Annotated in this window: 24 protein-coding genes; 11 read left to right on the top strand and 13 right to left on the bottom strand. The window is 65.8% G+C overall.

What is annotated here, in order from left to right; all coding sequences use genetic code 11:
• Positions 1-149: 149 nt before the first annotated feature.
• From WFP78_RS11190 to WFP78_RS11180, 3 genes are all read left to right on the top strand, one after another.
• Positions 150-2,492, top strand: coding sequence for a TonB-dependent receptor (locus tag WFP78_RS11190; protein WP_336961925.1), 2,343 nt, complete (start codon positions 150-152; stop codon positions 2,490-2,492).
• A 201-nt stretch (positions 2,493-2,693) separates the two neighbouring features.
• A complete protein-coding gene (locus WFP78_RS11185) occupies positions 2,694-3,950 on the top strand; it encodes a spinster family MFS transporter (protein WP_336961922.1) in 1,257 nt (418 codons plus the stop codon).
• Positions 3,951-4,039: 89 nt separating this feature from the next.
• Positions 4,040-4,522, top strand: a complete 483-nt coding sequence (locus tag WFP78_RS11180; protein ID WP_336961920.1) for a hypothetical protein — start codon at positions 4,040-4,042, stop codon at positions 4,520-4,522.
• A gap of 6 nt (positions 4,523-4,528) precedes the next feature.
• On the opposite strand, the gene WFP78_RS11175 is transcribed toward WFP78_RS11180, so the two are convergent.
• Both WFP78_RS11175 and WFP78_RS11170 read right to left on the bottom strand, forming a co-directional pair.
• Positions 4,529-6,106 carry a peptide chain release factor 3 gene (locus WFP78_RS11175; RefSeq protein WP_336961917.1) on the bottom strand — a complete coding sequence of 526 codons (1,578 nt, stop codon included), beginning with the start codon at positions 6,104-6,106 and terminating at the stop codon, positions 4,529-4,531.
• A gap of 133 nt (positions 6,107-6,239) precedes the next feature.
• Positions 6,240-7,124 (bottom strand): aldose 1-epimerase family protein, encoded by an 885-nt coding sequence (locus WFP78_RS11170; RefSeq protein ID WP_336961915.1) that lies wholly within the window; start codon positions 7,122-7,124, stop codon positions 6,240-6,242.
• A gap of 144 nt (positions 7,125-7,268) precedes the next feature.
• On the opposite strand from WFP78_RS11170, the gene WFP78_RS11165 reads away from it, so the two are divergent.
• The gene (locus WFP78_RS11165) at positions 7,269-7,760 is read left to right on the top strand and encodes a hypothetical protein (RefSeq protein ID WP_336961912.1); all 492 of its coding nucleotides are present in this window, start codon (positions 7,269-7,271) and stop codon (positions 7,758-7,760) included.
• 250 nt (positions 7,761-8,010) lie between these two features.
• On the opposite strand, the gene WFP78_RS11160 is transcribed toward WFP78_RS11165, so the two are convergent.
• The 7 genes from WFP78_RS11160 to rpmI form a co-directional block, all read right to left on the bottom strand.
• Positions 8,011-8,697, bottom strand: coding sequence for a hypothetical protein (locus WFP78_RS11160; protein ID WP_336961909.1), 687 nt, complete (start codon positions 8,695-8,697; stop codon positions 8,011-8,013).
• Positions 8,698-8,855: 158 nt separating this feature from the next.
• The gene (pheT, locus tag WFP78_RS11155) at positions 8,856-11,285 is read right to left on the bottom strand and encodes a phenylalanine--tRNA ligase subunit beta (RefSeq protein ID WP_336961906.1); all 2,430 of its coding nucleotides are present in this window, start codon (positions 11,283-11,285) and stop codon (positions 8,856-8,858) included.
• Positions 11,282-12,376, bottom strand: coding sequence for a phenylalanine--tRNA ligase subunit alpha (pheS, locus tag WFP78_RS11150; protein ID WP_336961904.1), 1,095 nt, complete (start codon positions 12,374-12,376; stop codon positions 11,282-11,284). Before pheS ends, pheT begins: the two co-directional genes overlap by 4 nt.
• A 59-nt stretch (positions 12,377-12,435) precedes the next feature.
• Positions 12,436-12,762, bottom strand: a complete 327-nt coding sequence (locus WFP78_RS11145) for a GIY-YIG nuclease family protein (RefSeq protein WP_336961901.1) — start codon at positions 12,760-12,762, stop codon at positions 12,436-12,438.
• Positions 12,763-12,813: 51 nt separating this feature from the next.
• Complete coding sequence (locus WFP78_RS11140; RefSeq protein WP_336961898.1) at positions 12,814-13,437, bottom strand: LysE family translocator; 624 nt, start codon at positions 13,435-13,437, stop codon at positions 12,814-12,816.
• 130 nt (positions 13,438-13,567) lie between these two features.
• Positions 13,568-13,933, bottom strand: coding sequence for a 50S ribosomal protein L20 (gene rplT, locus WFP78_RS11135; protein ID WP_104951758.1), 366 nt, complete (start codon positions 13,931-13,933; stop codon positions 13,568-13,570).
• 13 nt (positions 13,934-13,946) lie between these two features.
• Positions 13,947-14,150 (bottom strand): 50S ribosomal protein L35, encoded by a 204-nt coding sequence (gene rpmI / locus WFP78_RS11130; RefSeq protein ID WP_004208916.1) that lies wholly within the window; start codon positions 14,148-14,150, stop codon positions 13,947-13,949.
• 199 nt (positions 14,151-14,349) lie between these two features.
• Here rpmI and WFP78_RS11125 point away from each other — a divergent pair, with 199 nt between their 5' ends.
• Entirely contained in the window at positions 14,350-14,763 is a 414-nt protein-coding gene (locus WFP78_RS11125) for a VOC family protein (RefSeq protein ID WP_336961886.1), read from the top strand.
• Between the two features lie 393 nt (positions 14,764-15,156).
• Here the strand turns inward: WFP78_RS11125 and hisN are convergent, their stop codons facing one another.
• The 3 genes from hisN to WFP78_RS11110 all read right to left on the bottom strand — a co-directional run bounded on the left by hisN (position 15,157) and on the right by WFP78_RS11110 (position 19,107).
• Positions 15,157-15,966 carry a histidinol-phosphatase gene (gene hisN, locus WFP78_RS11120; RefSeq protein WP_336961883.1) on the bottom strand — a complete coding sequence of 270 codons (810 nt, stop codon included), beginning with the start codon at positions 15,964-15,966 and terminating at the stop codon, positions 15,157-15,159.
• 64 nt (positions 15,967-16,030) lie between these two features.
• Positions 16,031-17,371 (bottom strand): glutamate--tRNA ligase, encoded by a 1,341-nt coding sequence (gene gltX, locus WFP78_RS11115; RefSeq protein ID WP_336961881.1) that lies wholly within the window; start codon positions 17,369-17,371, stop codon positions 16,031-16,033.
• A gap of 80 nt (positions 17,372-17,451) precedes the next feature.
• The gene (locus WFP78_RS11110; protein WP_336961878.1) at positions 17,452-19,107 is read right to left on the bottom strand and encodes an NAD+ synthase; all 1,656 of its coding nucleotides are present in this window, start codon (positions 19,105-19,107) and stop codon (positions 17,452-17,454) included.
• A gap of 131 nt (positions 19,108-19,238) precedes the next feature.
• Between WFP78_RS11110 and WFP78_RS11105 the strand changes: the two genes are divergently transcribed.
• Positions 19,239-20,174 carry a ribose-phosphate pyrophosphokinase gene (locus WFP78_RS11105; protein WP_336961875.1) on the top strand — a complete coding sequence of 312 codons (936 nt, stop codon included), beginning with the start codon at positions 19,239-19,241 and terminating at the stop codon, positions 20,172-20,174.
• A 51-nt stretch (positions 20,175-20,225) separates the two neighbouring features.
• Here the strand turns inward: WFP78_RS11105 and WFP78_RS11100 are convergent, their stop codons facing one another.
• A complete protein-coding gene (locus tag WFP78_RS11100) occupies positions 20,226-20,459 on the bottom strand; it encodes a hypothetical protein (RefSeq protein ID WP_336961873.1) in 234 nt (77 codons plus the stop codon).
• Positions 20,460-20,917: 458 nt separating this feature from the next.
• On the opposite strand from WFP78_RS11100, the gene WFP78_RS11095 reads away from it, so the two are divergent.
• The 5 genes from WFP78_RS11095 to ribB all read left to right on the top strand — a co-directional run bounded on the left by WFP78_RS11095 (position 20,918) and on the right by ribB (position 25,156).
• Positions 20,918-21,592, top strand: a complete 675-nt coding sequence (locus tag WFP78_RS11095) for an energy transducer TonB (protein ID WP_336961871.1) — start codon at positions 20,918-20,920, stop codon at positions 21,590-21,592.
• Positions 21,593-21,711: 119 nt separating this feature from the next.
• Entirely contained in the window at positions 21,712-22,170 is a 459-nt protein-coding gene (locus WFP78_RS11090; protein ID WP_336962337.1) for a hypothetical protein, read from the top strand.
• 38 nt (positions 22,171-22,208) lie between these two features.
• Positions 22,209-23,162, top strand: a complete 954-nt coding sequence (ribD, locus tag WFP78_RS11085) for a bifunctional diaminohydroxyphosphoribosylaminopyrimidine deaminase/5-amino-6-(5-phosphoribosylamino)uracil reductase RibD (protein WP_336962334.1) — start codon at positions 22,209-22,211, stop codon at positions 23,160-23,162.
• Positions 23,163-23,171: 9 nt separating this feature from the next.
• The gene (locus WFP78_RS11080; protein WP_336961868.1) at positions 23,172-23,780 is read left to right on the top strand and encodes a riboflavin synthase; all 609 of its coding nucleotides are present in this window, start codon (positions 23,172-23,174) and stop codon (positions 23,778-23,780) included.
• Between the two features lie 83 nt (positions 23,781-23,863).
• A complete protein-coding gene (gene ribB, locus WFP78_RS11075) occupies positions 23,864-25,156 on the top strand; it encodes a 3,4-dihydroxy-2-butanone-4-phosphate synthase (RefSeq protein ID WP_336961865.1) in 1,293 nt (430 codons plus the stop codon).
• The last annotated feature ends 8 nt before the right edge of the window (positions 25,157-25,164 follow it).

The following is a 25,164-nucleotide window of genomic DNA, read 5'->3' as shown; positions in this document are numbered from 1 at the left end:
ATTAGCCGGGCGTTGCCCTTTTGTCGCGATCGCGTCGTCATTTTCCGTCCAGCTATTTTTCAAGTTGAAAGCTGGTTCAACTTTCATTATCCAGAATCGCAAGATCACGCAACCCGATCCAACGGGTGCAATTTTCAGGAGAGGACATCATGGCGTTTCGTCATTCCATTCGCGCGCTGGCTCTTGCTTCGGCTGCCCTTGGCGGCCTTTCCGCCGTTCCGCTCCATGCCCAGGAGGCAGGGGCGCAGGCAGGGGCCGAGGCCGTGGACGACGGTGCGATCATCGTCACCGCCCGCCGGCGTGAAGAGCGGCTGCTGGACGTGCCGATTGCCGTCACCGCCATTTCCGGCGACACGCTGGCCAGGACCGGCGCCATCGACATCACCGACGTGTCCAACAGCGCGCCCAATGTGACCCTGGAAAATTCGCGCGGCACCAATTCCACGCTCACCGCCTTCATCCGGGGTGTCGGCCAGCAAGACCCCGTGCCGGGGTTCGAGGCGGGCATCGGCATCTATCTGGACGATGTCTATCTCAACCGCCCGCAGGCATCGGTGCTCGACATCTACGATGTGGAGCGGATCGAGGTGCTGCGCGGGCCGCAGGGCACGCTTTATGGCCGCAACACCATCGGCGGCGCGGTCAAATATGTGACGAAGCGCCTGCCGCAGGACTTCTCGCTCGCCGCGCGTGGCACCTATGGCAGCTACGATCAGGCCGACGGCGTGCTGACGGTGAGCGCGCCGATCACCGACCTGTTCCGGGTGGGCGGATCGGTCGCCCGGCTCTCGCGCGGTGGCTTTGGCAAGAATCTGGTCCAGCCGGGGATCGAGAATTACAATAAGGATGTCTGGGCCGGCCGCGCCAGCCTGGAATTCGGCGGCTATGGCGCGCCGGTCTTCATCCGCGTCTCGGGCGACTATACCCGCGACAAGTCCGATCCGCGCAATGGTCATCGCCTGATCCCCGGCGCATTGTCGGGCACGCCGGTGCTGAGCGACGTCTACGACACGCAATCCGGCCTGTCCCGCCCGAAGCAGGATGTGAAGGCTTATGGTCTGGCGATGAACGCGACGGCGGAGCTGACCGACACGTTCAGCATCAAGAGCATCAGCGCGTGGCGCAAGGATACCAGCTTCACGCCGATCGACTTCGATTCCCTGCCCTCCGTCGATGTCGACGTGCCGGCCGTCTATCGCAACGAACAGGTCAGCCAGGAATTCCAGGCGCTGTATGAGGGCGACAGGCTGCAGGGCCTGGTCGGCTTCTATTATCTGGCGGCGAAGGCGGCGACCGAGTTCGACGTGATCCTGGGCACCACCGGCCCGCTGCTCGGCCTGCCCGGCCTCAACAGCTATACCCTGGGCGACGTGCGCACCAACACATGGTCGGTGTTCGGCGATTTCACCTATGACGTGACCGACCAGATCGCTGTGTCTGTGGGCGGCCGCTTCACCAATGACCGGCGCAGGAGCCGCATCCTCAAGCAGAACAAGATCGGCGGCAGCTCCCCGGTCTTCGGCGGCACCGCCATTCCCATCTCCACCGCGACGGATTTCCTGGGCGCCAGGACGTTCAAGGAATTCACGCCCCGCGCCTCGATCAGCTTCAAGCCGACGCCGGACCACATGGTCTATGCTTCCTATTCGAAGGGCTTCAAGGGCGGCGGCTTCGACCCGCGCGGCAGCGGCACCTCGGCGCCCGATACCAACCATGATGGCGTGCGCAGCTATCAGGAGATCTTCGATTTCCTTTCATTCGACCCGGAAAAGGTGAACAGCTACGAAATCGGCTGGAAGGGATCGATGCTCGACCGCCGCCTGAACATCGCGCTGACCGGCTTCTATGCCGATTACAAGGATGTGCAGGTGCCCGGTTCCGTCGGTGTCGACGCGAATAATGACGGCATCTTCGAAACCTTTGCCGGCATCACCACCAATGCCGGCAAGGCGCGGATGAAGGGCATCGAATTCGAGATGCTGGGCACCATCGCCCGCGGTTTCGCCGGCGCCGGATCGGCCGTGACCTTCACCGGCACGCTGGGCTATCTGGACGGCAAATATCTGCGCTTCATCGACGCCACCGGCAAGGATGTCGCCAATCAGCGCGCCATCCAGAACACGCCGAAATGGACGGCCGCCGGCACGCTGGCACTCGCCCTGCCGGCGATGGGCGGCAAGGTGGATGCGTCCACCACGCTCAGCTACCGCAGCCTGACCCATCAGTTCGAAACGCCCAATCCCTATCTGGACCAGCCGGGCTATGCGCTGTGGGATGCCAGCATCGTGTGGACGGCACCCAGCGATCGCTGGTCGCTGGGCGTGCATGCGAAGAATATCGCCGACAAGCACTATATCACCTCGGGCTACAACTTCGTCGCGATCAACCCGACGACGGGCGCGATCACGCCGACTCTGGGTCGCGAGGGCACGCTGACCGCCTTCTACGGCAATCCGCGTCAGGTGTTCGTGACCGGCACGGTGAAGTTCTGACCCTGCGGGCGGGGCAGGGGGAGGCATCATGCGATGCTTCCCCCGTTTGCGCCCGGATCGAGTCCGGGGCAGGCTCCCGGATCACATCCGGGGCGGGCTCGGCGTCTGTCGACCCCAAGGGCCGGCACAACCGTTCTTTGTCCCCTTCAGGAAAGAACGGGGCTTCGACAAGCGCAGCCCGAACGGGATAAGACGAAGACCATGACCGTTACGCCTTCCACCGCCCCCACCCGCGCCTACCGCATCACCGTGCTGGGCATGTTGTTGCTGGTCTACACCTTCAACTTCCTCGACCGGCAGATCCTCGGCATCCTCGCCGGCCCGATAAAGGCGGAGCTGGGGCTGACGGATACGCAGCTGGGCGCATTGGGTGGCATCGCCTTCGCGCTGCTTTACTCCACCTTGGCTATTCCCCTCGCCATGCTCGCGGACCGTACCAGCCGCAGCTGGGTGATCACCGTGTCGCTGGCGATCTGGAGCGGGTTCACGGCGCTGTGCGGCCTTGCCGGCAGTTTCGGGCAGATGTTCCTCTTCCGCCTGGGCGTCGGTATTGGGGAGGCGGGGGGCGTCGCGCCCTCCTATGCGCTCATCACCGATTATTTTCCCCAGAATGAGCGCGCGCGGGCGCTGTCCGTCTATTCGCTGGGCATTCCGCTGGGGTCGGCGGGGGGCGTGCTGCTGGGCGGCTATATCGCGTCCACCGTCGAATGGCGCAGCGCCTTCATCGCCGTGGGTATCGCCGGCCTGATCCTCGCGCCGGTCTTCCGCCTGGTGGTGCGCGAGCCGGTGCGGGAAAAGGTCGCCGGCCCCGCCGTGCCGATCAGCGCGGCTTTCGGCATCCTTGCGAAGAAGCCTGCCTTCTGGCTCCTTGCGCTGGGCGCGGCGAGCAGTTCCATGTGCGGCTATGGCGTCGCCTTCTGGCTGCCCAGCCTGATGATGCGCAGCTTCGGCCTCGATCTTGTCGGGGCGGGGCAATTCCTTGGCGCATTGCTGCTGATCGGCGGGGTGGCCGGGGTGCTGCTGGGCGGATGGCTGGGCGACCGCATGGGCGCGGGGGATCGCGCCGCCTATGCCCGCGTGCCGGCGATCTGCTATGCGCTGGGCATGCCGCTGTTCGTGGCGGGCGTGCTGTCGGGATCGGTGACGGCGGCCTTCCTGCTCTTCCTGCTGCCGCAGGCGCTGGTCTATGTCTGGCTCGCCCCGGTGCTGACGGCGGTGCAGCACCTCGTCCCCGCGCCGATGCGCGCGACGGCCTCGGCCAGCTTCCTGCTCATCAACAATCTGGTTGGGCTGGGCCTTGGCTCCTGGACCGTGGGCGCGCTGTCGGACGCCTTGACGCCGACATATGGCACGGAGGCGCTGCGTTACGCCGTCGCTGCGGTGCTCTGCCTCTATCTGCTCGCCGCCCTGTTCATGGCGCTGGCGGCGAAGCATCTGCGCCGCGACTGGGTGGGCTGAATGCCCGGCATGGCGAATTAAGCGAAAATTATCAGCCTGCCATTACCCTTTCACGCGAAAAAGCGGAAAGGCGGCCGATAATGATCTTCATGACCAATAGTTATACCGGCCAGACAAAGGCTGTTCCCACCGGTTTTTCATGGACGACATTCTTCTTCGGCTGTTTCCCGGCGATCTTTCGCGGCGACATGTTCTGGGGCTTCATCATGTTCCTGGCCGGGGTGTTCACCTGGGGGCTTTCGAACATCGTTTTCGCCTTTTTCTACAACCAGCTCTACATGAACAAGCTGATCGAGCAGGGCTATCGCGACAGCCGTGAAACACAGAAGCCCTCGGCGCTGGACGGGCCGCCTCCGCCGCAGCAGATCATCCAGCAGGTGTTCGTCAATACGGGCCAGGGGTTTCAGGCGCATGGCACGGCGATGCCGCAGGACGGGCCGCCGGCCTATGCCGAAACCATCGTGACCCCGGCCCGCCCCGCGCCCGCGGCGCCCACGACCGCCATCATTCCCGCGCCGATGCCGCCGCAGCGTCGCCAGCAGGGCGGCGGCTTCGGACGGCGGGGATTATAGAACCGATCAGCGCTCCTTCGTGGCGCTGAACTTCACGTCCGGGTTGCGTTCCTGCTGATAGCCCACATCCCACGCGCTCTTCGCCATGAAGACGAGGTTGCCATCCCGGTCGCGCGCCATGCTGGTGCCGTTGAAGGATACCAGATCCTTGATCGCGGCGTCCGGCCCGCTGATCCAGCGCGCGGTATCATAGGGCGCGGGTTCCAGCCCGGCGGCGACCTTATATTCCGCCTCCAGCCGTGAAACCAGCACCTCCAGCTGCAGCTGGCCGACCACGCCGACCACCCACTGGCTGCCGATCTCCGGGTAGAACACCTGGATGACACCCTCTTCGGACAGGTCGTCCAGCGCCTTGCGCAGCTGCTTGGTCTTGGTCGGGTCCTTCAGCGCCACGCGGCGCAGGATTTCCGGCGCGAAATTGGGCAGGCCGGTAAAGCGCACGTCCGCCCGTTCCGACAGCGTATCGCCCACGCGCAAGGTGCCATGGTTGGGGATGCCGATGATGTCGCCGGGGAACGCCTCGTCCGCGATCTCGCGGTCCTGCGCGAAGAACAGGATGGGGGAGTGGACGGCGATCGGCTTGCCGCTGCCCGAAGGCGTCAGCTTCATGCCGCGTTTGAACCTGCCCGAACACAGCCGCATGAAGGCGATGCGGTCGCGATGCTGCGGGTCCATGTTCGCCTGCACCTTGAAGATGAAGCCGGTGACTTCGCTGTCCTCGGGCGCCACCGGCGCGGGTTCGGCCGGCTGGGGGCGGGGCGGCGGCGCATGGGCGGCGAGTGCGTCGATCAGCTCGGTCACGCCGAAGAGTTTCAGCGCCGATCCGAAATAGACCGGGGTCAGGTCGCCATGGCGATAGGCGGCCAGATCGAAATGGGTATAGCCGCCCTGCGCCAGCTCCGCTTCCTCGCGCAGCTTCTTGAGGCCATCGGCGGACAGCACCTCCGCGAGCTTGGGGTCATCCAGCCCGGTGAAATAGGTTTCCTGCCCCTCATAGGCCTTGCTGGGCCCGGTCGGCTGGCGCAGGCGGTTGGTGGCGAAATCGTAGATGCCCTCGAACTGGCCGCCCATGCCGACCGGCCAGCTCATCGGGCACACGTCCAGCGCCAGCGCATCCGCCACCTCGTCGATCAGCGAGAAGGCGTCGCGGCCCTCGCGGTCCACCTTGTTGATGAAGGTGATGATCGGCACGTTGCGCAGCCGGCACACCTCGAACAGCTTGCGCGTCTGCGGCTCGATGCCCTTGGCCGCGTCGATCACCATCACGGCGGAATCGACCGCCGTCAGCGTGCGATAGGTATCCTCGGAAAAATCCTCATGCCCCGGCGTGTCGAGCAGGTTGAAGGTGATGGTCTCGCCGTCGCGCGTCCGCTCGAACGTCATCACCGAGGACGTCACGGAAATGCCGCGCTGCTGCTCGATCTTCATCCAGTCGGAGCGGGCACGGCGGTTCGCCCCGCGCGCCTTCACCTCACCGGCCAGATGGATGGCGCCGCCTTCCAGCAGCAGTTTTTCGGTGAGCGTGGTCTTGCCCGCGTCCGGGTGGGAAATGATCGCGAAGGTGCGGCGGGATGGAATGGTCATGCGTGTTTCATTTCTAGATATGGCGTCATCCCCGCGTGGGCGGGGACCCATCTCCCGAGCGTCGTGCAGGAGGTGGGAGGCAGAGATGGTTTCCCGCCTACGCGGGAATGACGGAAAAAGGTAGAGGCTTTACCTACCCCTCCACCAGCGTCACATTCATGCGGAAGCTGCGGCTTTCGCCCGGCGGCAATGCCATGATGCCCGGCTTCTCCCACACGTTGCCGGTAAAGCCGACCGGATCGGCCATCCCCGCCCAGGGTTCCACGCACAGATAATGCGCGCCCGGCTTCTGCCACAGGCCCAGCCAGGGCGTATCGGGAAAGTCGATGGCGAGATGCGGGCGCCCCGGCACGCCCCACAGCAGGCTGCGGCTGGTGAGTTCGTCCCAGATCAGCGCATCCCCTTCGAACATCGCATGGCTTGGCGTGAGCAGATCGCCTTTCACCGGCGAGGGCACGCTTTCCGGCGCGATCAGGCCGGGCTCCTCGCCGACCTTGCGGATCGGCGCGGGCTCGGGATGTTCGAAGAGGATGCAATGCGCCTCTACCGCCCCGCCATAGGGCAGCGGCCAGGCGAAGGCCGGATGATAGCCGAAGCTGAACGGCATCGCTGTATCGCCCGGGTTGGCGACGGTCGCCGTCATGTAAAGCGTCGCGTCGTCCAGCGCGAAGGCCATGTCGAGCGTGAAGGCGAAGGGGTAGGCGGCCAGCGTCTCCTCATCCGCCTCCAGCCGGAACAGCACGGAGGATGCGCCTCGATCGACCACCGCAAAGGGCTTGCGCCGGGCAAAGCCATGCTGCGGCATCGGATAATCCCGCCCGTCGAAGCGATAGACGTCGCCGCGCGACCGGCCGACAAAGGGGAATAATAGCGGCGCATGCCCCGTCCACCATCGCGGATCGGCATCGGTCATCAGCTGCCGCCCCTGCGCGTCGGCGATCGACCAGAGTTCCGCGCCCAGCGGATGGATGGCGACGGCAAGCGTGGGGGAGGCGATGGAGATCAGGTCTTCGGCCAAGTTCGCTATCCCTTGCTGGTCGGATGGTGCAGGCATAACGGCTCGTGCCGCCATTGTCTCCCGCCGGACTGTCGCTGTCGTGGAAACTCTGTCAGCCTGCGTTCGTTACATGTCTGCACGATATGGTGCTTCAGGGAGACAGGAATGATGATCGTCAGGGCCATGATCGTGCCGTTCTTGCTGATGTCCAGTGCCGCCATGGCGCAGGAACAGGCAGCGCAGAAGGACGACACGCTGCAGAAGGCGGGCGACATCGCCGTCCAGCCGGCCAAGGATGTCGGCATTGCCAAGACGACCATCCCCGACGTGCTGCAGCGCGCGGTCGAGGCGCCCTATGCGCTGCCCAAATCGCGCGGCTGCAAGGCGATCAATGCGGACGTCGCGGAACTGACCGAGGCGTTGGGGCCGGATTTCGGCACCGGCACGGAGGAGAACGAGAACCGCACCGGCAAGATTCTGGAAGCGGGCGGCAAGACCATCGTCAACACGCTCATCCCCTTCCGTGGCCTGGTCCGCGAAGTCAGCGGGGCCGCCCCCGCGCAACGGCGGCTGGAAGCGGCGATCAGCACCGGCATGGCCAGGCGCGGCTTCCTGCGCGGCTATGGCACGGCGAAGGGGTGCAGGATGCCGGGTTGAGGGGGCTGGGTTGGATGCGGATGGCCAAGTCTTTCCTGTCATTCCCGCGGAGGCGGGAATCCATCTCCCCTGCGCAGATGCTGGATGCGAGGTCAGGAGATGGGTTCCCGCCTGCGCGGGAATGACGAAATTGGGTGGAAAGCAGACTGGCAGGTTTTGACTTTTAAACCCGAATAGCCGACATCAGGATTGCAAAAGAAAACCCACTCCGTTCATCTGAACCGGCTAGATGGTCCGTCAAGCCGTTTCGCTAAGGCAGAACCCGTGTTTTATCTCCGGGAATGTGGGTGAACGCCCCACCATCTCCATCAGCCGTGAATTTGATTGAGACCTCAACGGTTCGCTTGCAGGTTTCTATCGGCCACACTTCAGCCCAACTGCCAGAGTAGCGAATCCCAAAGATACTATTACCGAGGCCGGGCTCCTTAGCCGCAATTCGGATGACTCCCAAAGTCGTCTTTTCGTTAGAACTGCACGTAACACCCGCTCGCTCAAGAGCAGCGGTTGCGGCAAGTTGAGCGAGCGGGAGCGTATCGCCTATTAGTGAGTCCCATGTATAGGACACTCCGCGATTCACGCGAGTTATCTCTAAGCTGTTGTCAGTGTTCTGGATGATCATGTAACGGACAGGTGCCAGATCACAACCCGACAATCGCGCGGTCACGAACCAAGCGTTCCTCAACGTTCTTCGCATGATAGCGTTGAAAGCATATCGATCAGCAGTCGCAGGTTCGATCGCATCGATCGCAATGTCTGAATTATTGCAAGCGACGCTCCCGCCGTAGATTTCTCCTGCTTTTCCTCGGATCTCAGCCTTCAAAATCTCGTTACCGGGGACAGGCGCGGCGTCGTTCCATTCATTAAGTTTCGCCAAGATCATCGGGTGTTGAGCATTCAAGGCGCCAAGGGGAACAAAAAGAGCTATCAGTAAAGCCAAGCATCGAACATTCATCCCTGATATCCTGTGGTGAAAATTTCAGTGTCAGTGTTGCTTTTGACCGCACATATCGCGCAGACGCGATGTCCGCTATCCGGAAACAGGCACAGCTAATCCTTCGTCAACAAATGGTCGTCAGCAGCCTGGCAGCTTGGGGATCACCCCCGCAACACTCCGCCCAGCTTCTCTGCCGCCTTCACCACTGCCGCGCTGATCGCGTCCAGCTCCTCCTGGGAGAAGCTCTTTTCGCCCGGCTGCAGCGTCACTTCGATGGCGAGGGATTTCATGCCCTCGTCCACGCCGGGGCCAGCGAACACATCGAACAGGCGTGCGTCCACAATGGCCTTCTTGTCCGCATTTCTGGCGGCGCGGACCAGCGTGTCGGCTTCCAGCGCATGCGGCACCAGGAAGGCGAAGTCGCGCTTCACCGCCTGCAGCGCGGGCGGCGCATAGGGCGCGCGCATGAAGCCGTTCTTGCGCTTGCCCGGAATGGCGTCGAGGAAAAGCTCTGCGGCGACGACCGTGCCGGACAGCCCGAACTGTTTGGCAAGGCTTGGGTGCAGCACGCCATATTCGGCCAGCACCACCTTCGGCCCAAGCCGCAGCGTGCCCGACTGGCCGGGATGATAGGCGCCGGACGCCTCGCCGAAGCTCTGCAGATTGGCGACGGGCGCGCCGGCGGCGGCCAGCAGCGCCAGCACTTCGGCCTTCGCATCATGCGTCGCGAAAGCCTGCGCCTTGCCGGACTGCCAGCCGCGCGGTGCCTTTTCGCCGGCCATCACGAAGCCAACGGTCGCCCGTTCCGTGCTCGCGCCATGAGCGCCGCGGAAATAGCGGCGGCCGATTTCGAACAGGCGGATCGCGCTCGCGCCCCGGTCCGCATTGCGGCGGGTGGCGGAGAGCAGGCCGGGCAGCAGCGAGGGCCGCATGACCTTCATGTCCTCCGAGATCGGGTTCGCCAGCGTCCAGTCGCCGCCGCCCACGGCATCGGCTTCCTTCTGCGAGAGGAAGGACCAGTTGATCGCCTCGGCCAGCCCGCGCGCCGCCGCCGTGCGGCGCACGCGGCGCTCGACCAGCTGCTCGGGCGTCGCCGTGGGCCGCGCGACGCCGGGCGTGCGCGGCAGCGGGGTCGAGGGCACATGGGCGAGGCCATGGATGCGCACGACTTCGGAGACCAGATGCGCCGGCCCCTCGACGTCACGCCGCCATGTCGGCACGGTCACGCGCCAGCGGGCGTCGACCGGCACGGGCACGCCGTCCTGAATTTCGGTCGCGCCGCTCTCGATGGCGACGGTGAAGCCCAGGCTTTCGAGGATGCGCTGCTGATCGCCCTCGGCCACCGCGACACCGGCGAGCGACAATGTGCGTGCCGGATCGTAGCTGATCGTGCGCGCGGCCGCCGGCGGGGTGCCGGCATGGGTCGGGTCGCTGGGCGTGCCGCCGCACAGGCGCACCACCATCTCGGTTGCGATGGAGAGGCCGGCGTCGAGGAAGGCCGGATCGACCCCGCGCTCGAACCGCGTGCGCGCATCGCTGCTGAGGCTTAGCGCCTGTCCGGTCACGGCAATCCGCTCCGGCGTGAAATAGGCGCATTCGATCAGCACGTCGCTGGTGCCATCCTGCGCGCCCGAATGCTCGCCGCCCATGATGCCGCCAATGTCATGTACCGACACATCGTCGGCGATCACCGTCATGCCCTCGGCAAGGGTGTAGCTCTTGCCGTTGAGCGCCAGCACCTCTTCGCCGGCCTTCGCCTCGCGCGCGACCAGCGGGCCGGAGAGCGTCGCCATGTCATAGACGTGCAACGGCCGGCCGAGGTCGATCATGACATAATTGGTGATGTCGACCAGCGTGCTGATCGGGCGCTGGCCCACGGCCTTCAGCCGCTGTTGCAGCCAGTCGGGCGAGGGGCCGTTCTTCACGCCCTTCACCGTGCGGGCATAGAAAGCGGGGCAGCCCTCGGTGTCGTCGGTGCGGACATCCGGGCCGGCGCCGTTGCCCGCGATCGCGGGGATGGGGAGCGGCCGCAGCGTGCCGATGCCCGCCGCCGCCAGATCGCGCGCGATGCCGCGCACGCCCATGCAGTCCTGCCGGTTGGGGGTGATGGAAACGTCGACCACCGGATCGTCCAGCCCGGCCCAGTCGGCATAGACGCGGCCGACCGGCGCGTCGGCGGGCAGCTCGATGATCCCGTCATGGTCATCGCCCAGCTCCAGCTCGCGGGTCGAGCACATCATGCCGTTCGATTCGACGCCGCGGATCGCCGCGACCTTCAGCACCATGCCGTTGGCGGGTACGACCGCGCCGGGCATGCCGAACACGCCCACAAGGCCCTCACGGGCATTGGGCGCGCCGCACACGACCTGCAACGGCCCGTCGCCGGCATCGACCGAGAGCACCTGCAGCTTGTCCGCCTGCGGATGCGGGGCAGCGCTCAGCACCTTCGCGATACGGAATGCGCCCAGCTTCTCGGCCGGATTCTCGACCCCCTCGACCTCAAGGCCGATGTCGGTCAGGGCCTTCAGGATCGCGGGCAGGTCCGCCTGCGTGTCCAGATGGCTCTTGAGCCAGCTCAGGGTGAACTTCATGCGCCCACTCCTCCCGACAGCGTGGGTACGTCGAGCGCGGAGAAGCCATAATGTTTCAGCCAGCGCAGGTCGCCGTCGAAGAAAGCGCGCAAGTCGTTCATCCCATATTTGAGCATCGCCAGCCGGTCGACACCGGTGCCGAAGGCAAAGCCCTGCCATTCATTCGGATCGAGCCCGCAGGCCTCGATCACCTTGGGGTGGACCATGCCGCTGCCCAGCACTTCCAGCCAGCCGCCATTGGCATCGTCGCCGCTGCCGCCGATCACGCGCTGGCCATTGACCAGCGTATAGCCGACATCGACTTCCACCGAAGGCTCGGTGAAGGGGAAATAGCTGGGGCGCAGGCGCAGGACGATGTCCTCCCGCTCGAAATAGGCCTTGAGGAAGGTCTCCAGCGTCCATTTGAGGTGGCCAAGCGTGATGCCCTTGTCGATCACCAGCCCCTCGATCTGGTGGAACATCGGCGTGTGCGTGGCGTCGCTGTCCGAACGGTAGACGCGGCCGGGCGCGATGATGCGGATGGGCGGCGGCGCGTCGGTCATCGCGCGGATCTGCACCGGCGAGGTGTGGGTGCGCAGCAGCATGGAGCGGCCTTCGCCGTCCTTGTCCGGGAAGTAGAAGGTGTCGTGCATCGCGCGGGCGGGATGCGTCTCGGGGATGTTGAGGGCGGTGAAATTATGCCAGTCGTCCTCGATCTCCGGCCCGGTAGCGACGGAGAATCCGAGGTCGGCGAAGATTTCCGCCAGCTCGTCCATCACCTGAGACACGGGATGGACGGAGCCGATGGGGCCAAGGTCCGCCGGCAGGGTCATGTCGATCCGCTCGGAGGCGAGGCGCGCGTCGAGCGCCGCCTGTTCCAGCGCGGCCTTTTTCGCGGCGATCGCGGCGGTCACGCCCTCGCGCAGGTCCTGGATCGGCGGGCCCTTGAGCAGCCGCTCCTCCGGGCTCATCGCGCCCAGCGTCTTCAGGAGCGCGGTGATCACGCCCTGCTTGCCCAGCGCCCCCACGCGCAGCGCCTCCACGGCGTCCAGCGTGTCGGCGGCGTCGATATCGGCGATCAGGCCGGCTTTCAGTGCGGTAATTTCTGTCATATCCCGTCATTCCCGCGAAGGCGGGAATCCATCTCCCGACCCATAAAATCCCGTGGCGATCAATCGATGCGCCGGCTCGGCAAAGGTTCAAATCCCAGATCCAATGCAAGGTCACGCCAATCGGGATTGCTCCGTTCGATCAGATTGATCTTCCATTGCCGGTTCCATGCCTTGATCTGCTTCTCGCGATGGATCGCCTCTTCCATCGATCCGCCGGTTTCGAACCAGACCAGTCGTTTGACCCCGTAGTCGCTGGTGAAGCCTTCAATCAAGCCCGAACGGTGCTGGTGGAGCCTGTGCATCAGGTTTGAGGTCACACCGACATAGAGCGTGCCGTTTCTGTGGCTGGCGAGAATGTAGATCGTTGGCGCGAACTCGTCTCGCATCGGCGATGTCCTGAGATGGATTCCCGCTTTCGCGGGAATGACGACTCATGCTTAGACGCGCGATCCCAGCAGCGCCCCGCCAAATCCCATGAACAGCACGCCGGTCGCGCGGTTGAACAGGCGCTGGCGGTTGGCCGGTTCCAGCCAGCGGGCGAGCGAGCGGCCGCCCAGCGCATAGACGCCATACCAGCCGCATTCGATGACCGCGAAGGTCAGCACCAATATCGCCAGCTGCGGCGCAAAGGGCGCCTTCGCGTCGATGAACTGCGGAAAGAGCGCCGCGGCGAAGATGATGAGCTTGGGGTTGGACAGCCCGATCAGCAGCCCGCCGCGATAGAGCGAGGCCGCCGACTGGACGGGCCGGGGGGCGTCTTCGGCACCGGCGTCCGTCACCGGCGCGCGCCATGCCTTGATCCCCAGCCAGAGCAGATAGGCGACGCCGCCATAGCGCAATATGTCGAACAGGCGCGGTTCGGCCTTCAGCAGCGCGCCGAGGCCGCCCGCCGAAGCGAGCAGGCACAGCAGCACGGCGGAAAGGCAGCCCGCCATCGCAAAGGTCGACCGGCGCGCGCCCGCCTGGATGCTGCGCGTCATCACATGCAGCATATTGGGGCCGGGCGTGCCCGAAACCAGGAAGACCGCCATGGCATAGAGCCACCATGTCCCGATCTGCATGTGCCTTTTGTCCTTGCCTTGCCGTTTGCGCGCGCCTCGATGCGAGGAAAACGCGCCGCGTGGATGAAAGAAAAGGGCGCCGGAAGCATGTGCCCCGGCGCCCTTTCGGTGTTCTGTCCAGTCGGTTGCGTTATGCAGCCGCGGGCAGCGCCGCCTTCGCCTGGGCGATGATGGCGCTGAATGCCGCGCCTTCGTGCATCGCGATGTCGGCCAGGACCTTCCGGTCCAGATCGACGCCGGCGAGCTTCAGGCCGTGCATGAACTGGCCATAGGTCAGGCCTTCCATGCGGACGGCAGCGTTGATGCGCTGAATCCACAGGGCGCGGAAGCTGCGCTTCTTGACCTTGCGGTCGCGATACGCATACTGGCCGGCCTTTTCGACGGCCTGGCGGGCGATGCGGATGGTATTCTTGCGACGGCCATAATAGCCCTTCGCCTGTTCCAGAATCCGCTTGTGCTTGGCGCGGGTGGTAACACCCCGTTTGACGCGTGCCATTGTCCTCTACTCCTTACTTCAGGCCGTAGGGTGCCCAGAGGCGGACGTGTGCGACGTCGGCATCGGACAGCACGGAAGTGCCACGGTTCTGGCGAATATACTTGGCATTGTGGCTGATCAGGCGGTGGCGCTTGCCGGCGACACCATGCTTGACCTTGCCGGAAGCGGTGAACTTGAAGCGCTTCTTCACACCGCTCTTGGTCTTGAGCTTGGGCATTTTCGTCTCCTTCATGTCAGCGCGACGATTACGAACAGCCACGGCAGCCCTAGATAGCCGGGCAGTCCTTCCGAAATATCGCGAACGGCGGCCCTTAGGCGGGATATGCCGCAAAAGCAAGCGATTCGGGCGGGAAGGCGCTTAACCCCGGGGCGCGGCAGGTCTATGGTCGGGCAGCGATTCTTGGCAGGAGGATGAGATGCCCGATCGGCAGAGCCCCGCAGGCGGCGTGACCGCCCATATCACCATCGGCGAGGGGAAGGCGGCGGATGCCATCGCCTTCTATGAAAAGGCGTTCGGCGCGCAGGAACTGATGCGCCATGCCGCGCCCGACGGCCGGTTGATGCACGCGCATCTTTCGATCAATGGCGGATCGCTGATGCTGAACGATCATTTCGCCGAAATGAACGACGGCAAGCCAGCGCAGGCGCCCGTGGGCACGACGCTGCACCTGCATGTCGATGATGCCGATGCCTGGTGGGACCGCGCGCTGGCGGCGGGGGCGAGCGTGCGCTTCCCGCTGGAAAACCAGTTCTGGGGCGACCGCTACGGCCAGCTCACCGATCCCTTCGGCCATGTCTGGTCGATCGGTGGGCCGGTGAAGGGCCAGTAAAGGGGACAGGCGGGCGCGACGTCGGCGGAGCGATTCACACATAGAGCATCGCGCGTTTAACTAGGACAGATCGACATTCAACTCTCTTGAATGATTGAACTATGCTTATTTCAATTCGTCATGCTGAACGTGTTTCAGCATCCATTCCTCCACACGCGTGATGGCTTCAGGAGGCGCGATGGATCCTGAAACACGTTCAGGATGACGATGGTCCTGGCTCTAGCCAACCTGCCCCTTTCTGAATGTCGATCCGCCCTAACCCATTCGGGCTGAGCGTGTCGACCCGAAGGGCGGCGTTAGCCAACGCTTGTCCTTTTCTTCGGCAAGAAGGACGGCCCTTCGACACGCTCAGGGCGAACGGAGGCAGGTGATCCGCATGTGTCGCGCCATGCGCTAATGATCGTGGTCGTGATCCGCCTGCGCCAGCGCTTCGAGCACATCGTCCATCCGCGCCGGATCGCCCAGCGCCAGCACATGGCCGTCGCTGTCGGCGGTCAGCGCCTCGCCATTCCAGTCGCACATGCGGCCGCCGGCGCCTTCGACCACCGGCACCAGCGCGGCGAAATCATAGGATTGCAGGCCCGATTCGACGACGATGTCGAGGAAGCCGGAGGCCAGCAGCCCGTAATTATAGCAGTCCCCGCCATAGACCGGCCCCTGCCGCGGCGATCCGCCCGAAACGGCGGCGACCAGCGCCAGATAATGCGGCACGTCGCCATCGGCGAACAGATGCGGGCTGGTGGTGGCGATGCCCGCGCCCTCCAGCGCGCGGCAGGCGCGGGTGGATATCGGCTGGCCGTTGAACGTCGTTTGCTGCCCGATCATCCCGACCCAGCGCTCGCGGGCGATGGGCTGGTCGATGATGCCGATGGTCGGCCAGCCTGCCTGCGTCAGCGCGATCAGCGTGCCGAAGATCGGCCGCCCGGCGATGAAGCTACGCGTGCCGTCGATGGGATCGAGAATCCACACCCGCTCGGCATCCTCGCGCACCGATCCATATTCCTCGCCGATGATGCCGTCCGCGGGGCGCTCCTTTTCCAGGATCGCGCGGATAGCGGCCTCGGCGGCGCGGTCGGCCTCCGTCACCGGCGACTTGTCGGCCTTCAGCTCGCTTTCGTAGCGGGCGCGGAAAAAGGGGCGGATGGCCTCACCCGCCGCGTCGGCAAGGCGGTTGGCAAGGGTCAGGTCGTCTCGGCTGCTCATGCGCTTCGCCTAGCCTGCCGCGCGTGGCTTGGCCAGTCGCGGCTTGATCAGCGCCGGGCGGCGGTCAATGTCTCGCCGCAGCCTTCAGCCGCGCAATCGCCGCATCGCGCCCGATCAGCGGCAGCAGCGCGCCCATGTCGGGGCCATGCTCGCGCCCGGTCAGCGCCAGCCGCAGCGGCAGGAACAGCGCCTTGCCCTTGCGGCCCGTCCGGTCCTTGAGCGCGCCGGTGAGCGCACGCCATACGTCCGCGTCGAAGGGCAGGCTTTCCAGCACCGCCGCCGCATCGCCCGCAAAGGCGCGGTCCTTGTCAGCCAGCGCAGGTGGAGCGGGGGCATCGGTCACGACTGCCCACCAGTCCGCGGCCTGCGCCACGGTGGCGATGTTCGGGCGGATCGCGTCCCATGCCGCCGCGCCCATGCCGGCGGGCAGGCGGTCGGCGACGGCGTCATAGGCCATCAGATGCACGATCTTCTGGTTGAGCGTGGCCAGCTCGGCATCGTCGAAGCGCGCGGGCGCGCGGCCGAAATGGGCGAAGTCGAAGCCCGCGATCAGCGGCGCCATCTCCGTCACCGGCTCCACCGGGCTGCTGGTGCCGATCCGCGCGAGCAGGGCGGCAAGGGCGATGGGCTCGATGCCGTCCGCGCGGAATGTCTCGACGCCCAGCGATCCCAGGCGCTTGGACAGCTTGCCCTCCGCCCCGGTCAGCAGTGCCATATGCGCGAAGGCGGGCAGGCGCGCGCCCAGCGCCGCGAACATCTGGACCTGCGTCGCGGTGTTCGACACATGGTCCTCGCCGCGCAGCACATGGGTCACGCCCATGTCGATATCGTCGATGACGGAGGGCAGCATATAGAGCCAGCTGCCGTCGGCGCGGCGGATGACGGGATCGGACAGCAGCGCCGGGTCGAAGCGCTGCGGGCCGCGGATCAGGTCGTCCCAGACGATGGGCGCGGAATGATCCAGCCTGAAGCGCCAATGCGGCGCGCGGCCCTCCGCTTCATGGGCCGCGATCTGATCGGGGGTGAGCGCCAGCGCGGCGCGGTCGTAGACCGGCGGCAGGCCGCGCCCGAGCAATATCTTGCGGCGAAGGTCCAGCTCCTGCGCCGTTTCATAAGCGGGATAGACATGGCCGGACGCACGCAATTCTTCGAACCGGGCTTCATAGAGGGCGAAGCGACCCGACTGGCGGGTTTCCGCGTCCGGGTTCAGGCCCAGCCAGACGAGATCGGCGCGGATCGCGTCGGCGAAGGCGGCGGTCGAGCGTTCCAGATCGGTGTCGTCCATGCGCAGCAGGAAGCGCCCGCCGTTCTGCCGCGCGAACAGCCAGTTGTGGAGCGCCGCGCGGATATTGCCGACATGCAGGGTGCCGGTGGGCGAGGGGGCGAAGCGGGTGACGACTGTCATGATCTATACCTGAACCGTTCGGGCTGGACTTGTCGAAGGGAAGGACGGCCCTTCGGCAGGCTCAGGGCGAACGGATTTGCTTATGTGGTGCGAAAGGCGTTGGTGATCGGATAGCGCCGGTCGCGCCCGAAATTGCGGGTGCCCAGCTTCACCCCCGGAGGCGCCTGACGCCGCTTATATTCCGCGACATACAGCAGCCGCTCGATCCGCGCGACCGTCTCATGCGCAAAACCGCGCGCGACAAGCTGGTCGACCGACAGCTCTTCCTCCACCAGTCCATAGAGGATGGGGTCCAGCACCTCATAGGGGGGCAGGCTGTCCTCATCCTTCTGGTTCTCGCGCAGTTCGGCCGTGGGCGGCTTGGTGATGACGCGCTCTGGCATCACCGGGCCGGCCGGGCCAAGGCCGAGCGAGGGGAGATGCGCGTTGCGCCAGCGCGACAGGTCGAACACCGTCGTCTTGTACGCATCCTTCAGCACCGAATAGCCGCCGGCCATGTCGCCATAGATGGTGGCATAGCCGACCGACATCTCGCTCTTGTTGCCGGTGGTCAGCACCATATGGCCGAATTTGTTGCTGATACCCATCAGGGTGACGCCGCGGATGCGCGACTGGATATTCTCTTCGGTGAGGTCGCGGGCGCGGCCGGCGAACACGTCGCTCAGCATCCCGTCGAACGCCGCCACCGCCGGCTCGATGGGAATGCTGTCCAGCCGCACGCCCAGCAGGCGGGCGCATTCGGCGGCGTCCTCCAGGCTTTCGGTGCCGGTGAAGCGCGATGGCATCATCACGCACCACACCCGGTCGGCGCCCAGCGCATCGACGGCGACGGCGGCGGACAGCGCCGAATCGATGCCGCCCGACAGGCCCAGCACGACACCGGGAAAGCGGTTACGGTTCACATAGTCGCGCAGCCCCAGCACCATCGCATTATAGACGTCGGCGGGATAGGGATCGCCAGCGCACTGCTCGCCCGGCGCGCAATGCCAGCGGCCCTGCGCCTTTTCCCAGCGGGTGACGACCAGCTTCTCCTCCCATTCGGGGAGCTGGTGGACGAGACTCATGTCGCCATCGAGCACGAAGGAGGCGCCGTCGAACACCAGTTCGTCCTGCCCGCCCACGCGGTTGAGGTAGATCAGCGGCAGGCCGGTTTCCTGCACCCGCGCCGCCGCGACGCCGCGCAGCCGCTTGTCGTCCTTGCCGATCTCATAGGGGCTGCCATTGGGGCTGATCAGGATTTCGGCGCCCTCCGCCGCCAGATGCGCGGTGACGAAGGGGAACCAGATATCCTCGCAGATCGGCAGGCCCAGCTTCACGCCGCGAAAATCCACCGGCGCGGGCAGCGGGCCGGGCGCGAACAGGCGCTTTTCGTCGAACGTGCCGTAATTGGGCAGCTCGCGCTTCTGCCGCACCGCCTTCACCTCGCCGCCGTCCAGCAGGGCGAGCACGTTGAACAACACGCCCTGCGCCGCGACCACGGTGCCCACCAGCATCGCCGGCCCGCCATCGGACGTCGCCCTGGCCAGCCGCAGCAATTCCTCGCCCGCGCGCGTGACAAAGGCGGGCTTCAGCACCAGATCCTCGGGCGGATAGCCGATCAGCTGCAATTCGGGGAAAACGATCAGGTCGGCGTCGCGCGCCTGATCGCGCCAGGCGAGCATGGCGTCGGCATTGGCGGAAAGATCGCCCACGGACTGGGTCGTCTGGGCGATGGCGATGGAGAGCGCAGCGGTCATGATCCGGGCCGATAGAGCATTTTGCGCGGCCGGGCAAAAGCGCCTTTCCGATTCGCATCGTCGCCGCTAAAGGGGCCGCGACTTTCGAAGTCACCGAAGCGTCACGATATGTCCTTGCGAGGGTTCGTTCCATGAAGTTGTTGACTGGCAATTCCAACCTGCCGCTTGCGCGCGCCATTGCCGACTATGTGGAACTGCCGCTGACCAGCGCCAGTGTGCGCCGCTTCGCCGACGAGGAAGTGTTCGTGGAGATCCACGAGAATGTGCGTGGCGAGGACGTGTTCGTCATGCAGTCCACCAGCTTCCCGGCGAACGACAATCTGATGGAACTGCTGATCATGATCGATGCGCTGAAACGCGCGTCGGCCAAGCGGATCACCGCGGTTCTCCCCTATTTCGGCTATGCCCGGCAGGATCGCAAGCCTGGCCCGCGCACGCCGATCTCGGCCAAGCTGGTGGCGAACCTCATCACCGTGGCGGGCGCCAACCGCGTGCTTTCGGTCGATCTGCACGCCGGCCAGATCCAGGGCTTTTTCGATATCCCGACCGACAATCTGTTCGGTGCGCCGGTTATGTCGGCCGATATCCAGGCGCGTTTCGGCGACAAGAACATCATGGTCGTGTCGCCCGACGTCGGCGGCGTGGTGCGTGCCCGCGCGCTGGCCAAGCGACTCGACAACGCCCCGCTCGCCATTGTCGACAAGCGTCGCGAGCGCGCCGGCGAGTCGGAAGTGATGAACATCATCGGTGACGTGTCCGGGCGCTTCTGCATCCTGATCGACGATATTGTCGATTCGGCCGGCACGCTGTGCAACGCCGCCGCCGCGCTGAAGGCGGCCGGTGCAGAGGGCGTTGCCGCCTATGTCACCCATGGGGTGCTGTCGGGCGGGGCCGTGGCCCGTGTCGACGCCTCCGAACTGACCGAACTGGTCATCACCGACTCGATCCAGGCGACCGACGCGGTGGCCGCCTCCAGCCGCATCCGCCAGCTGCCGATGGCGCCGCTGCTGGGCGAAGCGATCAAGCGCATCGCCGACGAAAGCTCTGTTTCCAGCCTGTTCGACTGATCGGCCAGTCGCGCCGCGCGACTTTCGCGCGGCCCCCGGCGACGTTGGCGCTCAGGGGCGCAGCAGCACCAGCGGCAGCGACAGGAGCAGCGCCAAGCAGGCCGCGATACGCGGTTTGCGTGACAGGCCGAGCGGCGCGTCCGTCCAGAAGGGCGGGAAGCTCAGCAGCGCCATGCCGAACAGCATCATCGCGACCCGATCCGCATGTGCGAACAGCGGCTGCTGCCACAGGGCGAGCCCGCCCAGCAGGGTCATGACGCTGACAATCCAGCCGATGATCGCCACGGCCCATTTCCTCACATGATCGAATCGCGTCCGGGTCTTCCGATGCGCCTCTGCCCCAAGAACGGCCGCGTGGGCCGGGGATTAACGGCGGCGATGCTCCCCGGCGCAAAAAAATGCCCGGCGACATCGCTGCCGCCGGGCCAGTGAGCGGGCTCCCTCCGCCGAAATATTGAAGGGAGCCCACCGGGTCGCACAGCCGCTATGGGCGTTGACGCCATGACGCACTGTGACGTGCGTCACCAGCGCGGCACAAAGTTTCGCTCTGCGCCGACTTTCCCGCTTTTCCGCTGATTCTGCGGTCGTGTCGGCCATGGGACTCTTCGCTGCGCATCCGTCTTGCGTTGAATCTATAATGTTATATCATCTCATGTCAGCGATGGCGGCCGCTGTCGCTGAACGGGAGCGGGCCGGCCGGCAGGAGCATTGGCGGGCAGGCCCGCAATGAGGAGGAGCAGGCCATGGGAATGACGATGACGCCGCAACAGGGCTATGGCGCCGACAGGCGCTCGCCCATCGGGTTGATCGGGGCGATTGCCGTGCATGGGATTGCGGTTGGTGCCATCTTGCTGATGCCGGCGGAGGTGATCCAGCGCCTGCCCGGCGGCACGCTGCTGACCTATAATGATCCGCTGCCACCGCCGCCGCCGGTGCAGCCTGACGCCAAGCCGCCCGAACAGGCGAAACCCACCCCCCAAATGGCCGATCCCAGGCCGTTCGCGCCCGATGAATCGATATTCGTGAACACCGGCGCTCAAATATTCGGCAATGGCGACGCGCAATTCGATCTGCCCCCATTGGGAGATTCGGCCGGCACCGGCCCGGGCGTTGCGCCCGTCCGCGATCCGGTGCTGACGGAGGCCGGCATCGATTCGCGCTTCGCCGGGAATTTCCAGCCGCCCTATCCGCCCGCGATGCAAAGGCTGGACCAGGAAGGGACGGTGGTGGTGCGTGTCCGCATCGGCACGGACGGCCGGGTCGTGTCGATCGAGCGGGTGTCCGCCAGCGACGATGCCTTCTGGGCCGCGACGCAGCGGCAGGCCCTGCGCGCATGGCGATTCCGCCCGGCGACGCGCGATGGCGTTCCGGTTGAAAGCGTGAAGACGATGACGGTGCATTTCCGCCTGCAGGCGTGAGCGGGGCGGGGGTGCCGGTCGGCGCCGGCGGCGCATCGGCACCCCCGATCCTCCCGGATACCGGCCCGGATATCGGCGCCCACTTTGCATCGTCGGGCCAACGGGGCTATATCGCGCCGATGGCCATCTTCCCCCGTCCCGTTTCTCCCAGGAGCGCCTTTGGCGATTTCTGGACCTATGTGTCCGAGCGCCGCGCGCATAAATGGCCGCTGCTCGGGGTTTCCATCGCCTTCACCTGGCTGATCGTCTGGGCCTTTGTGCTGGATGCGAACACCAACACCATGCCGCGCCAGAACAAGATCATCTATTTCGAGAACTGGAATGCCAACCGGTCGGATGCCACGATCATCATGCAGCAGAAGATCGATCTTGCCCGGCGTGAAGCCCTGATCGAGAAGAAGCAGAAGGAAATGCAGCATGTCGCCGACCAGTTCGGCATCGAATGGCGCAAGGAAGAGGCGCGCAACGCGGCGGAGCGCAAGGAGGCGCTGAAGCAGATCAACGCGATGCTCGACGCGCGCCTGGCCAAGGCGGAGATCGCCCAGGGCGGTGAGTCCGCCACCCGCGCCGCGCCCTGAACATGGCGGCGGCGCAGGCGGCGCTCGACCGGCGCTTCATGGCCGCGGCGATTGCGCTGTCGCGCCGTGGCCAGGGCCTGGTCGCTCCCAACCCCTCTGTCGGATGCCTCATCGTGCGCGACGGCCATGTCGTCGGGCGCGGCTGGACGCAAAAGGGCGGGCGGCCGCATGCCGAGGCGCAGGCGCTGGCGCAGGCCGCCGACCTGGCGCGCGGCGCGACCGCCTATGTGACACTGGAGCCCTGTTTCCACCTGTCGCCGCGCGGCCCCCGCTGCGCCGACCTGCTGGTGCGTGCCGGCCTTGCCCGCGTCGTGATCGCGGCGCGCGACCCCGATCCGCGCACCGACGGCCAGGGTGCGGCCCATGTCGCCGAACATGGCATAACGGTGGAAAGCGGCGTGCTCGCGGGTGAGGCACGGGAGGCGATGGTGGGCTTTTTCCTGCGGCAGACGGTCGGTCGGCCTGCCGTTACGCTGAAGCTCGCGCTGTCGCTGGACGGGCGGATCGCCATGGCGGACGGATCGAGCCGCTGGATCACCGGCCCCGCCGCGCGCGCCCACACCCATCTGGAACGGGCGCGCCATGACGCCATCCTGGTGGGTGCGGGCACCGTTCGCGCCGACAAGCCGCGACTCGACGTGCGGTTGCCGGGGCTGGAGGATCGCGCGCCATTGCGGGTCATGCTGGGCAGCGGCCCGGTGCCCAAGGGGTGGAGCGCGATAGTCGCGCCGCGCGACATTGCCGACCTGCCGGGTGTCGCGACCGTGATGGTGGAGGGCGGGGCGCGCGCCGCCGCGTCCTTCCTGCGCGAGGATCTGGTCGACCGGCTGGTCCTCTATCGCGCGCCGATCATCATCGGTGCCGGGCGGGCGGGCGTGGACGATATCGGCCTTGGCGACCTGGCCGAGGCGCATGGGTGCTGGGGGCTGGTCGACCGGCGGCGCTTCGGCCCCGACGGGCTGGAGGTTTACGCGCGGCTGCGCGCCGGATAAGGACGGCGCATGTTTACCGGCATTATCACCGACATCGGCACCGTGCGCTCGATCGAGCAGCGCGGCGACCTGCGCCTCGTCATCGGCTGTTCCTATGACATGGGGGGCGTCGCCATCGGCGCGTCCATCGCCTGTTCGGGCGCCTGCCTGACGGTCGTGGAAAAGGGCGCGGACTGGTTCGCGGTCGACCTGTCGGCCGAAACGGTGGCGCGTACCGCGCCGGGCCTGTGGGTCGCGGGCGGGCGGCTCAACCTGGAACGCGCGCTCAAGGTGGGCGACGAACTGGGCGGCCATATCGTCACCGGCCATGTCGACGGCATCGGCACGCTGGTGTCGGCAACGCCGGAGGGCGATTCGACGCGCCTGACGATTTCCGCGCCGGCCGATCTGGCGGCCAGCCTGGCGGCCAAGGGGTCGATCACGGTCGACGGCATTTCGCTGACGGTGAACAGCGTCGAGGACCGGGCCGACCGCAGCTGCCATTTCGGCCTCAACATCATTCCCCATACCGCGCAGGTGACGACGCTGGACAGCCTGCCCGTCGGCCGGCGCTTCAACCTGGAGATCGACATCCTTGCGCGCTATCTTGCGAGGATCGAAAAACTCAAGGCAATGTGATTTGCCTCTTGCAATTATCACATTGTAGTGTGATTTAGCGGGCGGCGGCGGGATTGCGCCGCGCTGGTTCAAGGCAGCTTACCATGACGACCGCTCTTATCGACACCGTCCGCGCCCTCGTTTCCGAAGGGGGCCTGTCCCGCTCCGGCCTGGCGCGCGCCGCCGGGCTGCACGCCAATTCGCTGCGCAAGCTGGGCGAGACGGACTGGAACCCCACGGCGGACACGCTGAGCAAGCTGGAAACCTATCTGCTCAAGCGGGAAGGCGGCACGGCGCTGGCAAGCCCGGAAGAGATCATCAACGAAGCCCGCAACGGCCGCATGTTCATCCTGGTCGATGACGAGGACCGGGAAAATGAGGGCGACCTCGTCATCCCCGCCCAGATGGCGACGCCCGACGCGATCAATTTCATGGCGACGCATGGCCGCGGGCTCATCTGCCTGGCGCTCACCAAGGAGCGGGTCGACCAGCTGGGCCTGAACCTGATGAGCCGCAACAACGGCACCCGGCATGAAACCGCCTTCACCGTCTCGATCGAGGCGCGCGAGGGGGTGACGACCGGGATCAGTGCAGCGGATCGTGCGCGCACCATCTCCGTCGCGATCGACGCCAGCAAGGACGCGTCGGACATCGTGACCCCCGGCCATGTCTTTCCGCTGGTCGCCCGGCCCGGCGGCGTGCTGGTGCGCACCGGCCATACCGAGGCGGCGGTGGATGTCGCGCGCCTTGCCGGCCTCAACCCCTCGGGCGTCATCTGCGAGGTGATGAAGGACGATGGCACCATGGCGCGCCTCGCCGACCTCATCCCCTTCGCCCAGAAGCACCGGATGAAGATCGGCACGATCCGCGACCTCATCGCCTATCGCCGCCGCAACGACCATCTGGTCCAGAAGATGGGCGAAGTCAGCTTCCAGAGCCGCTGGGGCGGGGACTGGAAAGCGCTCACCTTCTTCAACAAGGCAACCGGCACCGAACAGATCGTGCTGCAGAAGGGGCGGATCGACCCCGAGCAGCCCACGCTGGTGCGCATGCACCAGATCGCGCCGCTGGCCGATGTGTTCGGCGAAATGAGCCCGCGCAGCAGCATGCTGTCGCGTTCGATGGAGATCATCGGAGAGGAGGGCGCGGGCATCATCGTGGTGCTCAACCGCCACTCCCCCAATGCCTTCACCCGCATGTTCGAACTGCAGACGCGGGGCACGCCGGTGACGGAGCAGGAAATGGACGAACTGCGCGATTATGGCGTGGGCGCGCAGATCCTGGCGGAACTGGGCGTGCATGACATGATCTTGCTGACCAACAGCCATCACAGCCTGGTGGCGCTTGACGGTTATGACCTGGCGGTCGTCGGCCAGCGCAGCATTACGGAAGGATAAGCGATTTC

The sequence above is a fragment of the Sphingobium aquiterrae genome (assembly GCF_037154135.1).
Classification (GTDB): Bacteria; Pseudomonadota; Alphaproteobacteria; order Sphingomonadales; family Sphingomonadaceae; genus Sphingobium; species Sphingobium aquiterrae.
The sequence above is the reverse complement of the archived record's forward strand: the minus strand, read 5'-3'. Positions and strand labels throughout refer to the sequence as shown.

Bases quoted from the DNA above. Each gene is read 5' to 3' on its own strand.
- WFP78_RS11080 (WP_336961868.1), top strand. From the start codon at position 23,172: ATGTTTACCGGCATTATCACCGACATCGGCACCGTGCGCTCGATCGAG.
- rpmI (WP_004208916.1), bottom strand. From the start codon at position 14,150: ATGCCCAAGCTCAAGACCAAGAGCGGTGTGAAGAAGCGCTTCAAGTTC.
- gltX (WP_336961881.1), bottom strand. From the start codon at position 17,371: ATGACAGTCGTCACCCGCTTCGCCCCCTCGCCCACCGGCACCCTGCAT.
- WFP78_RS11110 (WP_336961878.1), bottom strand. From the start codon at position 19,107: ATGACCGCTGCGCTCTCCATCGCCATCGCCCAGACGACCCAGTCCGTG.
- WFP78_RS11145 (WP_336961901.1), bottom strand. From the start codon at position 12,762: ATGCGAGACGAGTTCGCGCCAACGATCTACATTCTCGCCAGCCACAGA.
- rplT (WP_104951758.1), bottom strand. From the start codon at position 13,933: ATGGCACGCGTCAAACGGGGTGTTACCACCCGCGCCAAGCACAAGCGG.
- pheT (WP_336961906.1), bottom strand. From the start codon at position 11,285: ATGAAGTTCACCCTGAGCTGGCTCAAGAGCCATCTGGACACGCAGGCG.
- WFP78_RS11125 (WP_336961886.1), top strand. From the start codon at position 14,350: ATGCCCGATCGGCAGAGCCCCGCAGGCGGCGTGACCGCCCATATCACC.
- WFP78_RS11165 (WP_336961912.1), top strand. From the start codon at position 7,269: ATGATGATCGTCAGGGCCATGATCGTGCCGTTCTTGCTGATGTCCAGT.
- WFP78_RS11095 (WP_336961871.1), top strand. From the start codon at position 20,918: ATGGGAATGACGATGACGCCGCAACAGGGCTATGGCGCCGACAGGCGC.
- pheS (WP_336961904.1), bottom strand. From the start codon at position 12,376: ATGACAGAAATTACCGCACTGAAAGCCGGCCTGATCGCCGATATCGAC.
- WFP78_RS11105 (WP_336961875.1), top strand. From the start codon at position 19,239: ATGAAGTTGTTGACTGGCAATTCCAACCTGCCGCTTGCGCGCGCCATT.
- WFP78_RS11090 (WP_336962337.1), top strand. From the start codon at position 21,712: ATGGCCATCTTCCCCCGTCCCGTTTCTCCCAGGAGCGCCTTTGGCGAT.
- WFP78_RS11175 (WP_336961917.1), bottom strand. From the start codon at position 6,106: ATGACCATTCCATCCCGCCGCACCTTCGCGATCATTTCCCACCCGGAC.
- WFP78_RS11140 (WP_336961898.1), bottom strand. From the start codon at position 13,437: ATGCAGATCGGGACATGGTGGCTCTATGCCATGGCGGTCTTCCTGGTT.
- ribB (WP_336961865.1), top strand. From the start codon at position 23,864: ATGACGACCGCTCTTATCGACACCGTCCGCGCCCTCGTTTCCGAAGGG.
- WFP78_RS11190 (WP_336961925.1), top strand. From the start codon at position 150: ATGGCGTTTCGTCATTCCATTCGCGCGCTGGCTCTTGCTTCGGCTGCC.
- ribD (WP_336962334.1), top strand. From the start codon at position 22,209: ATGGCCGCGGCGATTGCGCTGTCGCGCCGTGGCCAGGGCCTGGTCGCT.
- hisN (WP_336961883.1), bottom strand. From the start codon at position 15,966: ATGAGCAGCCGAGACGACCTGACCCTTGCCAACCGCCTTGCCGACGCG.
- WFP78_RS11185 (WP_336961922.1), top strand. From the start codon at position 2,694: ATGACCGTTACGCCTTCCACCGCCCCCACCCGCGCCTACCGCATCACC.
- WFP78_RS11180 (WP_336961920.1), top strand. From the start codon at position 4,040: ATGACCAATAGTTATACCGGCCAGACAAAGGCTGTTCCCACCGGTTTT.